The sequence below is a fragment of the Achromobacter sp. ACM04 genome, from assembly GCF_014851465.1.
Taxonomy (GTDB): Bacteria; Pseudomonadota; Gammaproteobacteria; order Burkholderiales; family Burkholderiaceae_B; genus Achromobacter; species Achromobacter aegrifaciens.
The window spans coordinates 1,703,280-1,716,829 of sequence record NZ_JACUZS010000001.1 but is presented as its reverse complement, the minus strand read 5'-3'; the positions used below and the strand labels follow the sequence as shown (position 1 = coordinate 1,716,829).

Annotated in this window: 10 protein-coding genes; 6 read left to right on the top strand and 4 right to left on the bottom strand. The window is 65.8% G+C overall.

Going from position 1 to position 13,550, the window contains the following annotated elements:
• Positions 1 to 78 precede the first annotated feature (78 nt).
• The 3 genes from IB259_RS07990 to IB259_RS07980 all read right to left on the bottom strand — a co-directional run bounded on the left by IB259_RS07990 (position 79) and on the right by IB259_RS07980 (position 4,043).
• Positions 79 to 2,475: a TonB-dependent siderophore receptor gene (locus tag IB259_RS07990; RefSeq protein ID WP_192328466.1), complete on the bottom strand. Its 2,397-nt coding sequence runs from the start codon at positions 2,473 to 2,475 to the stop codon at positions 79 to 81.
• Between the two features lie 102 nt (positions 2,476 to 2,577).
• The gene (locus IB259_RS07985; protein WP_192328462.1) at positions 2,578 to 3,540 is read right to left on the bottom strand and encodes a FecR domain-containing protein; all 963 of its coding nucleotides are present in this window, start codon (positions 3,538 to 3,540) and stop codon (positions 2,578 to 2,580) included.
• Complete coding sequence (locus tag IB259_RS07980; protein WP_054456247.1) at positions 3,537 to 4,043, bottom strand: sigma-70 family RNA polymerase sigma factor; 507 nt, start codon at positions 4,041 to 4,043, stop codon at positions 3,537 to 3,539. Before IB259_RS07980 ends, IB259_RS07985 begins: the two co-directional genes overlap by 4 nt.
• Positions 4,044 to 4,212: 169 nt before the next feature.
• Here IB259_RS07980 and IB259_RS07975 point away from each other — a divergent pair, with 169 nt between their 5' ends.
• From IB259_RS07975 to IB259_RS07950, 6 genes are all read left to right on the top strand, one after another.
• On the top strand, positions 4,213 to 5,838 hold the full coding sequence (locus IB259_RS07975; protein ID WP_054456248.1) for a methyl-accepting chemotaxis protein: 1,626 nt from the start codon (positions 4,213 to 4,215) through the stop codon (positions 5,836 to 5,838).
• Between the two features lie 249 nt (positions 5,839 to 6,087).
• Positions 6,088 to 7,560, top strand: coding sequence for a M20 family metallopeptidase (locus IB259_RS07970; RefSeq protein ID WP_054456249.1), 1,473 nt, complete (start codon positions 6,088 to 6,090; stop codon positions 7,558 to 7,560).
• A gap of 68 nt (positions 7,561 to 7,628) precedes the next feature.
• On the top strand, positions 7,629 to 8,186 hold the full coding sequence (locus IB259_RS07965; RefSeq protein ID WP_192328459.1) for a DUF1415 domain-containing protein: 558 nt from the start codon (positions 7,629 to 7,631) through the stop codon (positions 8,184 to 8,186).
• A gap of 152 nt (positions 8,187 to 8,338) precedes the next feature.
• Positions 8,339 to 10,054 carry a hypothetical protein gene (locus IB259_RS07960; protein ID WP_192328456.1) on the top strand — a complete coding sequence of 572 codons (1,716 nt, stop codon included), beginning with the start codon at positions 8,339 to 8,341 and terminating at the stop codon, positions 10,052 to 10,054.
• 203 nt (positions 10,055 to 10,257) lie between these two features.
• Positions 10,258 to 11,244: a tripartite tricarboxylate transporter substrate binding protein gene (locus IB259_RS07955; RefSeq protein WP_054456251.1), complete on the top strand. Its 987-nt coding sequence runs from the start codon at positions 10,258 to 10,260 to the stop codon at positions 11,242 to 11,244.
• Positions 11,245 to 11,253: 9 nt separating this feature from the next.
• Complete coding sequence (locus tag IB259_RS07950; RefSeq protein ID WP_192328453.1) at positions 11,254 to 12,552, top strand: acyl-CoA thioester hydrolase/BAAT C-terminal domain-containing protein; 1,299 nt, start codon at positions 11,254 to 11,256, stop codon at positions 12,550 to 12,552.
• A gap of 25 nt (positions 12,553 to 12,577) precedes the next feature.
• Here the strand turns inward: IB259_RS07950 and IB259_RS07945 are convergent, their stop codons facing one another.
• On the bottom strand, positions 12,578 to 13,549 hold the full coding sequence (locus IB259_RS07945; protein ID WP_054456253.1) for a tripartite tricarboxylate transporter substrate binding protein: 972 nt from the start codon (positions 13,547 to 13,549) through the stop codon (positions 12,578 to 12,580).
• Position 13,550: the final 1 nt, after the last annotated feature.

Sequence of the window (13,550 nt, the reverse complement as noted above, 5' to 3'; positions counted from 1 at the left end):
ACCGCTCGCGCCGGGATGAGCTTCCCGGCGCCTGCGCGAAACGCCCCGCTATTTGGCGGGGCGTTTTCATTGCGGAGTTCAGAACTGGTACTTCACCCGGCCGATGACGCTGCGCCGGCTGCCCGGATAGCAATCGCTCAGGTCGGAGCAGGTCGCCAGGTATTCCTTGTCGAACAGGTTGGTGGCGTTGACCGACAGCGTCAGGTGCTTGTCCACCGCATAGGACACGCCCGCGTCCACCAGCGTGCGCCCGGCGATCTTCAGCGTGTTGGCGTTGTCGCCGTAGGTCGAGCCCACGTAGCGCAGGCCCGCGCCCAGGCTCAAGCCGGCCAGCGCGCTGTTGCGCACCGTGTAGTTGAGCCAGCCGGAGGCGCTGTGCTCGGGCACCAGGGCCGGACGGTTGCCTTCGGTACCGTTGTTGGCGCGGGTGATCCGGGCACGCACATAGGTATAGGAACCGGTGAAGTCCCAGCCATCGCCCAGGCTGAACTTGCCTTCCAGTTCCACGCCGCGCGATTGCACCTCGCCCGAGGCGACCTGGAAGCCGGGGTTCTGCAGGTCATTGGTCAGCACGTTGCTCTTCTTGATGTCGAAGACCGCCAGCGTGTAGAGCGCATTCGACCCGGGCGGCTGGAACTTGATGCCGCCTTCCCACTGGCGTCCGCGCGACGGCGCGAACGGAGAACTGCCATTGGCCGGGGCAGAGGTTCCGGTATTGGGCAGGAAGGACTGGGCGAAGCTGACGTAGGGCGCGATGCCGTTGGGCATGACGTAGTTCAGGCCGGCGCGGCCGCTGAAGCGGCTGCCGCTCTGGTCGGTGTCGTTGTTCAGGATCCGGTTTTCGGTCTTCTGGCTGTACCAGTCGTAGCGGCCGCCCAGGGTCAGCACCCAGCGTTCATCGAAGCGGACCTGGTCCTGCAGATACAGGCCGGTCTGGTGCGTGCGTTCCAGGTAGTCGGCCAGCGGTATGGTTGGCGTGGGCACGTCCACGCCATAGACCGGGTCGAACGGGTTCAGGCTGGGCGCCGGCCCCATGGTGCGCGACACGTCGGCGCTGCTGCGGTTGAAGTCCAGGCCCAGCAGCAGCGTATGGGCCAGCGGGCCGGTGCGCAGGTCGAACTGAGCCTGGTTGTCCAAGGCCAGCGCGGTCATGCTTTCGTCGTAGCGGCGGGCTGTGCGGGCGATGCCGGTGGGCGTCAGGCCGGCCAGGAACATGTTGTCCAGGATCGAATCGACCCGCCCGTAGCGCAGGTTCTGCCGTACCTGCAGCGTGTCGTTGAAGCGGTGCTCGAACAGGTAGCCGATGCTCTTCTGGTCCTGGTCGTAGCGGTTGAAATTGGGATCGCCGTTGCGCAGATTGGTGGGCTTGCCGTTGACCGTGACCGTGCCGATGGTGCCGCCGGAGCGGTCGCGCAGGTACTCCGTCAGCAGCGTGAAGCGGGTCGCGGCGGAAGGAGCCCAGGTCAGCGAAGGCGCCAGGAACAGGCGGTCGTCGGAGATCCGGTCGCCGTTCGGATAGGTGAATTGCGTGTTGGCGTCGCGCGCCACGCCGATGACGCGGTACATCAGCGTGCCGTCTTCGGTCGCCGGGCCGGTCAGGTCGACCGCCGCCTGCTTGCGCTGGAAGCTGCCGTACTCCAGCTCGGCCTCGTAGTGCGGCGTGGCCGAGGGCAGTTTGCTCACGCGGTTGATGACCCCGCCCGCGTCGCCCTGGCCGTACAGCACGGAAGAGGGGCCGCGCAGCACCTCGATGCGATCCAGCGCATAGGGTTCGCTGCGGAACAGGGTGTAGCCGGAGGTCGCCTGGCGCAGGCCGTCCTTATAGTCGCTGGTGGCCTGGGCGTTGAAGCCGCGCAGCATGACCCAGTCGAAACCCTTGGGGTCCACGCCGTAGGTTTCCACCGTTACGCCAGGCACGTAGCGCAGCACTTCGGTCACGCTTTGCGCGTTCTGCGCTTCCATCTGCGCGCGCGTTACCACCGAGATCGACTGCGGCACTTCCAGGATGGGCGTGTCGGTCTTGGTGCCGGCCCGGGTTTCCTCGGCCACGTAGCTGTCGGGCGCTACGCTCGAGGCCCGCACGGTGACCGGCTCCAGCGTGGAGACGCCGGCCGCGCCGGGCGGCAGCGGACGCAGCACGTAGCCGCCGCCTTCCAGGCGCGCCGCCAGGCCGCTGCCGGCCAGGATCGCGGCATAGCCCGCGTTCAGGCCATAGGCGCCGCGCAGGCCGGGACTGCGCCGGCCCGCGGTCAGGGCGCCGTCGATGGTGATGGTCACGCCCGCTTGCTGGGAATAGGCGTTAAGCACCTGGTCCAACGGGCCGGCGGGAATGTCGTAGCTTCTGGCGGCCCGCTCCTGGGGCGAGGGGACGCCCGGTTCCGCGGCCATGGCGGCGGGGGGCGCGGCCAGCGCCAAAGCGGTCAGGGCCAGCGCCAGCGTGCTGCGGGCGGGCTTGGGAGTGGAGCGGGCTTGCATGTAGTGGGTTCCTCGTTGCGGACGTGAATGCTGCGGATATGCAGGTATCCCGAACGAGAAATAAAAAGTGCTACGGTTTTCGCGAAATTTTTTTGTGGAGGGCTATCTGGGTTCCACCACCACCCAGTAGCTCGTGTAGCGCGACACGCGCAGCGGCAGGGCTCTTGCAAGCGAGGCCAGGATCCGGTCCGTGTCGTCCAGGGCGTACACGCCCGACACGATCAGGTCGGCCACGCGCGGGTCGCAGCGGATCACGCCGCGCCGGTAGCGTCCGACCTGCTCCAGGAAATCGGCCAGGCGCAGGCGTTCGGCCACCAGTTGGCCGCGCAGCCAGGCTGGCGCCTGCTGCAAGGCGTCCGGCATCGGCTCGGCCGCCAGCGGCGTGAACGCGGCGGATTGGCCCGCGTCCAGGCGCAGGGGGCGGCCCCGGAACGGCTGGATCTCCACCGCGCCTTCATAGACGCCGACCCGTATCCGGTCGCGCTGCTGCTCCACCGTGAACCGGGTGCCCAGCGCCTGCACGTCGCCAAAGGCGGTGGCGACGAAAAAGGGGCGGCCCGCGGCGGCCGGGCCGTGGCCGGTTTGCACGTAGATCTCGCCGCGGCGCAGGACCAGCCGGCGTGTGTCGGCGGTGTATTCCATGTCCACGGCGCTGTCGCCGTTGAGTACGAGCCGGGTGCCGTCGGCCAGCGTGATTTCGCGCCGTTCGCCTACGGCGCTGCGGTAGTCGGCGGCGTAGGCCTGCCAAGGCAGGCGTTGGGCCGCCAGGCCCGCGGCGCCGGCGCCCAGCACCGCCCAGCCCATCAAGCGCAGGGCCTTGCGGCGTCCCGCCTGCCGGCCCGAGCGGGCCAGAGCCTGGGCCGATGCCTCGGGCGACACGTCCATCAGCCGCGTATCGATCCGCTGCACTTGCTGCCAGGCGCGCTCATGGTCCGGATGGGCGGCGCGCCAGCGCTGCCAGGCGGCGCGTTCGTCGGCGCTGGCTTCGCCGGACCACAGGATGACCAGCCATTCCAGCCCTTGAGCCAGTATCGGTTCGGGGATGTCCCCGTGCCGGGCGCTCACAGCGCGGCCAGGCAGGCTTGGGCGGCGCGCAGCATGTGCTTGCGCACCAGCGCCACCGACACGCCCAGGCTTTGCGCGATGTCGGAATAGGTCCGGCCCTCGAACCGGGACAGGATGAAGACCTGGCGGGCGCGGGCGGGCAGGGCGTCCAGCGCGGCGTCCACCGCCATCAGCGTTTCCAGCGCCAGCGCGCGCGCCTCGGCCGAAGGCATGTGCGCTTCGGGCAAGCTGGCCAGGGCGTCCAGGTAGGCGCTTTCCAGGGCGCGGCGGCGGTACAGGTCCACCACCAGGCCCCGGGCGATCTGGGTGAGAAAGGCGCGCGCCTGGCCGGCTTCGGGCAGCCGGCCCGAGTTCAGCAGCCGTTCGTAGGTGTCGTGCGACAGGTCCGCGGCGTCGTGGGCGCAACCCAGCCGCCGCCGCAGCCAGCCCGCCAGCCATCCGTGATGGTCGCGGTAGAGCAGGTTCAAGGCATGGTGCGCCGTGGGCTGGGTGGCCGCCGTCACGATGGGTTCCCGTCAGGTCCAAAACTGCAAATGATAATCGTTGTTAATTGTGTTGGACAAGCGCGGCGCGGAACGAAATGCCTCATGCAATCAAATGAGATGTTTAACTTTTCATTGCAACCTGTCGTAAAGCATAGGTAGCCGCTACACGCAACCCGGAGTGACCCCAATGTTCAAGAATCTCAGTATTCGCGCGGTCTTGACGACCGCTTTAGCCGTTTTCTTCGCGCTTTTCCTGCTAACCGGCATCGCCGTCCACCAGCAGCTGACCTCCAACCGCAATTCCATCGAAGTGCTGCTGGACACCAACCTGGTCCGCGCCAATGCGGTGAACGGCGCTGGCGCCGAACTGTTGCGCGCCCGCCTGGTGCTGCTGGCCGCGCAGACCGCGCTGATGGAAGGCAAAAGCCTGGACAACCTGGCCAGCATGCAGCGCCTGGACGGCTACACCAAGAAGGCCGGCGAGCTGATCGACCTAGCGCGCAAGACACCCGAAACCTCGCCCCAGGGCAAGCCGCTGCTGGACGCGGCGCTGGCGGCCTACGACGTCTATCACCGCGACGCCATCGTGCCCATGATCGCGGCCATCCGTGCCGGCAACGCACAGGATTCCAACCGCCTCAACCTGGAAAAAGTCACGCCGCTGGGCCTGACCTTTACCGCCGCCATCCAGAAGTACGTGGATTACGCCGACGAAGTCGGCCAGCGCGTGGCGCGCGACGCCTCCACTCGCATCAACGGCGCGATCGCCGTCCTGATCGGCCTGCTGGTCGTGGTGGCCGCGCTGGTGGTGGGCCTGTACGCGGTGTTCGGCCGCGCGGTGTTCCGTCCGCTGCATGAAGCCGGACGCCTGTTCGACCGCATCGCCGGCGGCGACCTGACCAACCGCATCGAGCAACGCGGCAACAACGAAATCGGCGTGCTCTACGCCGCCGTCAAGCGCATGCAGGATAGCCTGGCGCGTACCGTGTCGGCCGTGAGGCTGGGCGTGGAAGAGATCCACACCGGCGCGCGCGAGATCGCCGCGGGCAACATCGACCTGTCTTCGCGCACCGAGCAGCAGGCCGCCTCGCTGGAAGAAACCGCCGCCAGCATGGATGAACTGTCTTCCACCGTGCGCAACAACGCGGAAAGCTCCCGCAGCGCCTCGGAACTGGCCGTGGCGGCGTCCGAAGTGGCCACGCGCGGCGGCCAGGCCGTGGGCGACGTGGTCGGCACCATGCGCGGCATTGCCGACAGCTCCAACCGCATCGCCGACATTGTCGGCGTGATCGACGGCATCGCCTTCCAGACCAACATCCTGGCGCTGAACGCCGCAGTGGAAGCGGCGCGCGCCGGCGAGCAGGGCAAGGGCTTCGCCGTCGTGGCCAGCGAAGTGCGCGCCCTGGCGCAGCGCAGCGCCGCCGCCGCCAAGGAAATCAAGGGCCTGATCGACGACTCCGTGCAGAAGGTATCTGTCGGTTCGGACCAGGTGGAAGCCGCCGGCGCCACGATGCAGGAAATCGTGGTCTCGGTGCGTCGCGTGACGGACATCATCAACGAAATTTCCAGCGCATCTGAAGAACAGTCGCAGGGCATCCAGCAGGTCAACCAGGCCGTGTCGCAGATGGACAGCGTGACGCAGCAGAACGCCGCGCTGGTCGAAGAGGCCGCGGCGTCCGCAGCCTCGCTGGAAACCCAGGCGCAGCGCCTGCGCGAAGCCGTGGCCGTGTTCAAGCTGCAGACCGGCCGCGTGATCGACGCCGACGCGCCGGCCGTGGGCCGCAACGGCGAACCGGCTTTGCTCGGCGCCTGATTGCGTCGCTGACCTTGGCCCATAAGGCGGCCGGCCCGGAGGGCTGGCCGTGAACTGAACCAAAGCCCCCTGCGTGTTTGCGCCTTGGGGGCTTTGTTCATGGGCCAGATCTGCGGCCCACAGGGCGGCACCACATGGCGGCACCATTTCCCGGCGCCGACGACAACCAGGGACAAAAGGTGCCAGCCGCGCCACACAGGCATAAAATAGCGGATTGCCTACCCCCTCCCGCACACAGGATCCCGCGCCATGAACGCACGCATCCCCGAAGACGCTCTTCCTCCCACCCTGGACCCGAAGGCCCTGCAGGCTTTCGTCGACGAGAAATGGGACAACGAGATCATCCCGGCGCTGACCGACTACATCGCCATCCCGGCCAAGAGCCCGGCGTTCGACGCGGACTGGGAAAAGAACGCTTTCATCGAGCGCGTGGTGCGCGACGCCGCGCAGTGGGTCGAGGCGCAAAAAGTCTCCGGCCTGAAGCTGGAAGTGGTGCGCCTGCCGGGCCGCACGCCCGTCATCTTCTTTGACGCGCCCGCCACCCGCAGCGACAACGGCGACACCGTGCTGCTGTACGGCCACCTGGACAAGCAGCCCGAATTCTCCGGCTGGCGCGCAGGCCTCGGCCCCTGGACCCCCAAGCTCGAAGACGGCAAGCTCTACGGCCGCGGGGGCGCCGATGACGGCTATGCCGTGTACGCCTCGCTGACCGCCATCATGGCGCTGGACAAGCAGGGCATTCCGCGTCCGCGCTGCGTGGGCATCGTCGAAACCTGTGAAGAATCCGGCAGCTACGACCTGCTGCCCTATGTGGACGCGCTGCGCGACCGTCTGGGCAACGTGGCCCTGGTGGTGTGCCTGGACTCCGGCGCCGGCAACTACGACCAGCTCTGGATGACGACCTCGCTGCGCGGCATGGTGTCGGGCACGCTGGAAGTCCAGGTGCTGGACGAAGGCGTGCACTCGGGCGACTCCAGCGGCGTGGTGCCGTCCTCGTTCCGCATCCTGCGCCATCTGCTGGACCGCCTGGAAGACAGCAGCACCGGCCGCCTGCTGCCGCAGAGCCTGCATTGCGAGATCCCCGCCGAACGCGTGGAACAAGTGCACGCCACCGCGCGCATCCTGGGCGACGAAGTCTGGCGCCGTTTCCCCTGGAGCTGCGGCGCCGACGGCGGCTTTGTGCTGCCCATGACGACCGAACCCGAGCAGGCGCTGCTGAACCGCACCTGGCGTCCGACGCTGTCGGTGACCGGCGCCGAAGGCCTGCCGCCGCTGTCCAGCGCCGGCAACGTGCTGCGCCCGCGCACCGCCTTCAAGCTGTCGCTGCGCCTGCCGCCGCTGATCGACGCCGTGGCCGCCTCGCAAGAGATCAAGGCCCTGCTGGAAGCCGACGCGCCCTATAACGCCAAGGTGATCTTCAAGGCCAACGAAGGCGCCGCCACCGGCTGGAACGCCCCGGCCTCGGCGCCCTGGCTGACCCAGGCGCTGGATGCGGCCTCGCAGCAATACTACGGCGCTTCCTGCGGCTACATTGGCCAGGGCGGCACCATTCCGCTGATGAGCATCCTGCAGAAGGGCTTTCCCAAGGCCCAGTTCATGGTCTGCGGCGTGTTGGGCCCCAAGTCCAACGCCCACGGTCCCAATGAATTCCTGCACGTGCCCTACGGCAAGAAACTGACCGCAGCCGTGGCCCAGACCATGGCCGCCATGCCCACCGCGTAAGCGGCGGCGACGCTCTTCAAAGCGCGGGCCGCAACGCCCGCGCTTTTCTTTTTCCAGGACGGACACCCATGATTTCCACTTCCGACGCCTACGCCAACGTGGTCGCTGAGACCAAGCACTGGCTGAACCAGGCCGTGATCGGCCTGAACCTCTGTCCCTTCGCCAAGGCGGTGCAGGTCAAGGACCAGATCCGCTTTGCCGTCAGCGATGCCACCGACGCCGAAGGCGTTCTGACCGACCTGCAGGACGAACTGGCGCTGCTGGCCGAAGCCGATCCGGAAAAGATCGACACCACGCTGCTGATCATTCCCGACGCGCTGGACGATTTCATTGATTTCAATGACTTCGAAGACCTGTCCGACCGTCTGCTCAAGCGCATGCGTCTGGTGGGCGAGCTGCAGGTGGCCACCTTCCATCCGCAGTTCCAGTTCGCCGACACGCAGCCGGACGACATCGAGAACTACACCAACCGGTCGCCGTACCCGATCCTGCACCTGTTGCGCGAAGACAGCATCGACCGCGCGGTGGAGTCCTTCCCGGACGCCGCCGAAATCTACGAGAAGAACATCGATACGATGAAGCGGCTGGGGCTGGAGGGCTGGAAGAAGCTTATGACCAAACTCTGAACGCTCGCGTTTGTGTGTTTTCTGCAATGGAGGTTGATTGGCCGATCGGCGGCGGTTGCTCGTAATACGAGAGCAATGCTTCCCTCTAATCCAATTATTCCAAAAATTTCTTTATGTTACAAAACGATATTCATCGTGGAGGCATAAAGAAGATGGGTTGGTTCGACCAGAAATTGGGCTTGGATAAGATTAAGGACCTTCAGGAAGCGGCGGCGAATCTTGCTGCCAAGGGGGCGGAGTTGGGGGCGCAAACAGCAGGTCGGGCGCGTGATCTGGGGGGGGCTGCGTTCGAGAAAAGCTTGGAAATTGGACATGCAACGAGTGCCAAGGCAGTTGAGTATGGCAGCGCGGCAAACTCAAAGATTCCCGACGTTTTCAAGAGCGTTTGCGATGCGGCTGCCAATGTTGGGCATAGGGCCGCAGAGACGGTGCGGGAGTTCGATGCGGTTGCCGCAAAAGAAAAGGTGAGCGGCTACGTTGAGATGAGCCGAGACAACATCGTCTCGTACTTCCGATCCACGTTCGAGGTCGACAAAAGCACGATGGAAATGGTGGAAGACGTGCGCAAACGTCTTCCTGTGCCAGCGGATACGGTGGACGACATTTTCGGCCAATGTCGAGATGAGGCGGTGCGGCGAGCTATCGCTGTCTTTATGCTTGGCGACATTATGCACGATATCGATCACCATAGTGCGACCAAGTACGACAAACTTAGCGACGAGTACTCCACCTTCAAGCATCTGTCCGTGGCTGACCGTAGGCATGAGAACTATGTTGCGATGCGCGAAGCGCGCGACCAGATGCATTATCTTCAGGCTGCGGAGAATGGCTACAACCGCGACTTGCCCTTACTCAAGGCGGATTTCGATGTGGAGCATGTGACATCGCGCAATGAGATCTTCGGGGATTTCCTGTTGAAGATCGGACAGACTAATCGACAGATGGGGGACACGATGAATGACCCTCGTAACTTGATCTACGCAAATGACCGAGTCAATGGCCAGAAGCAGGAAATGGATCTGTGGGATTACACGCAGCGCTTCGGCACGCCCCATCCCACCGATCCGAACAAGATCATCGTCAAGATCCAGAGTACCGGCGATCAGCATGAGCTTGATATCCGGGACATGGAGCTAGCGTACGGGCGCAGCAAGGAAGCCATCAATGAGGCTCGCCTTGTCGCAGCCAAGGAGGTGGCTGGCACGGTGATAAGTACAGGGATCGCTATGGGTGTCCAGCAGGTTGTTGGACTGATCGTAGTGGAGACATTGGACATCTTCATGGACGAAATAAAGACCTTTGCGTCCAAGGCCAAGCTGGTCAATGAGGACGGTTGGATCCAGAACGTCAAGGACGCGACCGCCCGAGTCCGCGAACGCCTGGATCAGCGTTTCGAAGAACGTCAGATATGGGCGCGCGCACGGAGTTTGGGTATCGAATCTGGTGTTTCAGGCGCATTGAGCGTGCTTCCCCAGATTCTGATTTCCTTGATTGTGAAGATGCCCGCATTCGTCCTGGCGATTATTCGCGAGAGCACGCTAAGCACCGTTCGTTGCGTACGGATATTGGCTGGCGACGATCCGCACAAGTTCGAGAGCCTAAAAGTCGTGTTGTTGGGTACCGCTACGGCTATCGCTGGGGTCTATGTGCAACGCGTTGTCAGCCAGGGTGTTACCGCTGTTCCCTTACTTTCAAAGTTCAATGAACAGATTTCAAGTGTGTTGTCCGGCATGATTGTTGCGGCCGTTCCCTTGACGGCCATATACGCTTTTGATCAGAACAAACAAAAGCTGAAATTCCTGCTGGGAAATGCCACAAGCCGTGTCCGAGGAACGGGCGAGATAGACCAAGCCAATGCTTCCATGTAGCTTCTGCGAGTGATAGCCGCCCCTTTTCGACTTTAAAGCACATCGGGATATCCCTAAATAGCGTGGGCGCTATATTGCATACAACATACTGACGCCGTGACAGCTCGCCGTAAGGTGAGCGGCCCGCGCGTCCTTTCCCTTCGATTGCTTTGCCCCGCGGCCTCTCCCGGGCGCGGGGGCGTTGTCCTTGCCTGGAGAGTTGTATGCGATTTACCCGCCGCCATGCCCTGGGCGCGCTCGCCGCGTTGCCCCTGATCTCGCGCCCCGCCTGGGCCCAGAATACCTTTCCGACCCGTCCCGTGCGCCTGCTGGTGGGCTTTGCCCCTGGCGGGCTGACCGATATCGCGGCGCGCGCCCTGGCCGAGCGCATGGGCAAGACCTTGAAGCAGAGCGTAGTGGTGGAAAACCGTCCCGGCGGCCAGGCCATCATCGCCACGGTGGCGGTGGCGCGCGCCGAGCCCGATGGCTACACGCTGGGTTTCGCCGGCACCAACGGCATGATCCTGAATCCCTTGCTCTACAACAACCTGCCTTACCAGCAATCGGATTTCAAGCAGCTGGGCTCCATGGGCAAGTCGCCGATGCTGCTGATCGTGCATCCCGACCTGGGCGTGAAGAACGTGCAGGAATTCATTGCGCTGGCCAAGAAGAAGCCCGGCGACATCACTTGCGCGCATGCGGGCCGCGGCGTGATCAACCACCTGGCGCTGCTGCATTTCCAGTCCAAGACCGGCACGCAGTTCCAGGACGTGCCCTACAAGGGCAGCGGCCCCGCGCTGCTGGACCTGATGGCAGGCACGGTGCAGAGCACCTTCGACTTCCCGACCTCGGCGCTGCCCAACATCAAGTCTGGCAAGCTCCAGGTGCTGGCGGTCACCTCCGACAAGCGCCTGTCCAGCTTGCCCGACGTTCCCACCATGAAGGAAGCGGGCGTGGACGGCTTCGAGCTCTATACCCGCATGATGATCTCGGGTCCGGCCGCCATGCCGGCGCCCGTGGTCGCGGCGCTGGAGAACGCCGTGCGCGAAGGCACGCGCGATCCCAGCCTGGTGCAGCAGTTCGCGGACCAGGGCGTGACCGTGGAGTTCACCTCGTCGGCCGACCTGGACAAGGTCATCGCCGATGAATCCGCCATGTGGGCCCAGGTCATCAAGGCCAACGGCGTGCCCAAGACCGACCTGAAGAGCTAAGGAGCCACCGTGGCAGAACAACCCAGCATCACCGTCACCCCGGAACGCGCCCTGATCGACGTGACGCGCGAGATCCGCGTGAGCGGCTTTCCGGCCTACGCCTTCATCACGGTCACGGCCAGCATGACGATGTGCGGCGCGCCATGGCGCTCGCAAGCGGTATTCGTGGCGGGCCATGACGGCAGCCTGGACCTGTCCCGCGATTGCCCCGTGTCCGGCAGCTACGCCGAACCCGCGGCCATGGGCATCGTCTGGTCCATGGCCTGCGAGGACGTGGCCAGCGTGGTGTTCCCGCCGGACCGGACTGAGCCGCTCCTCATCCGCATCGAAGCCAGCGACGGACGCCAGTCCGCCGCGGCGACCCTGGTGCAGGAATTCCAGGCCGAAGGCGTCACGCACCGCAGCGTGCGCGAGCAAGTCGGCGGCATGACGCTGTCGGGCGAGCTTTACACCCCCGCCGGACCGGGCCCGCATCCGCTGGTGATCTACATGAACGGCTCGTCCGGCGGCGTCAACGCGCCGCGCGCGGCGCTGTTCGCGTCCCGCGGCTACCAATGCCTGGCGCTGGCCATCTTCAACTACGAAGGCCGCCCCAAGTATCTGAACGACATGCCGCTGGAGTATTTCGAGCATGCGCTGCGCTGGGCACGCGCGGAGCTCAAGCCGCGCGACGGCTTCGTGGCCCTGTCCGGCATCAGCCGCGGCGGCGAGACCTCGCTGCTGGTGGCCTCGCATTACCCGGACCTGGTAAGCGCAGTGGTCGCCTATGTGCCTTCGCCCGTGATGCATGGCGTGGTCAGCGCTGGCGCGCCCGGCACCGGCCGCGACGCGCAGGTCTGGACCAAGGGCGGCGAGCCGCTGCCGCACCTGTGGCAGGACAACGCCAGCGCCAACTGGGGCGCCGCCTACGCGTCCCAGCCGCCGTACCGCCAGACGCACGCCTTTCTCAGCGCCACGCGCGACAGCGCGGCGTTCGAGCGCGCCCGCATTCCGGTCGAGAACTATCCTGGTCCGGTGCTGCTGGTCAGCGCGTCGGACGACGGCTTCTGGCCCAGCACCGCGTACTCTGAAATCGTCATGCGGCGGCGCCAGGAACATGGCTTGCCCACCTTCCACCATGTCTGCATGGGCGCCGGCCATCACGTGCACTATCCCTGCCTGCCCGCGACCCTGATCAGCAAGCCGCACGCCATGTCCGGCCTGCTGCTGGACGCGGGCGGCACGCCCAGCGCCAACGCGGCGGGCAACGAAGGCTCCTATCTGGCGGTGCTGGAGTTCCTGGGCAGGGTGGGGGGCGTGGCGAAGTAGGCGGCCGGGCTTGGCCGCCCGCCCGTCATCCGTTGCGCAGCTTCTGTTCCGACACGAACGCCGACCAGCGTTGCAGCTCGCCGCGTATCAGCCCAGCGAACTCGGCCGGCGTGTTGGCCTGGGCGGCTTCCATGCCCAGGCCGGCTAGTTTGTCACGCACCTCGGCGTCGGCCAGGATGGTCTGCATGGCGCCGTTCCATTTGGCGATCAGGTCCGGCGGCGTACCTGCGGGCGCGACGATTCCCTCCCATTCTTTCAGGTTGAACGCAGGCACGCCGGCCTCGGCCAGCGTGGGCACGCCGGGCAAGGCGGCCATGCCGCCATCGCGCGTGACGGCGAGCGCGCGCAGCTTGCCGGACTGCGCCAGCGGCACGGCGACGGAAGCGGTGGCGAACATGGTCTGCACGTAGCCGCCCATCAGCGCCTGCGCAGCTTCCGCAGGACCCTTGAACGGCACGTGCAGCATGTCTATGCCGGCCGCCTGGCAGAAGGCCGCGCCCAGCAGATGGGCGGGCGAGCCGTTGCCGCCGGAACCGTAGCTGAGCTTGCCGGGCTGGCGCTTCGCCTGTTCGACCAGGCCGCGGACGTCGGCGTACTCGCTGCCTGGCGCCACCAGCAGGGCGTTATACAGCCAGACCAGGTTCGCGATCGGCGCGAAGTCGCCATCCGTGCGGTACGACACCTTGCCGAACAGCGCCGGCAGCACGGTATGCGTCAGGAACATGATGCCCACGGTGTAGCCGTCGGGGGCGCTGCGGGCGACGGCGTCCAGCCCTATCATGCCGGTCGCGCCGGGCCGGTTCTCCACCACCACCGGCTGCCCCCAAAGGCGCTGCAGCCTTTCGCCGATCACGCGCGCCAGCACGTCGGGCGGGCTGGCCGCCGGCAGCGGCACGATGATGCGTACGGGCTTGTCCGGGTACGCGGCGCGGGCGGCCCAGGGCAGGGTACAGGCCAGGGCGCCGGACAGGCCCTTCAGTAGCGTGCGGCGGCGCATG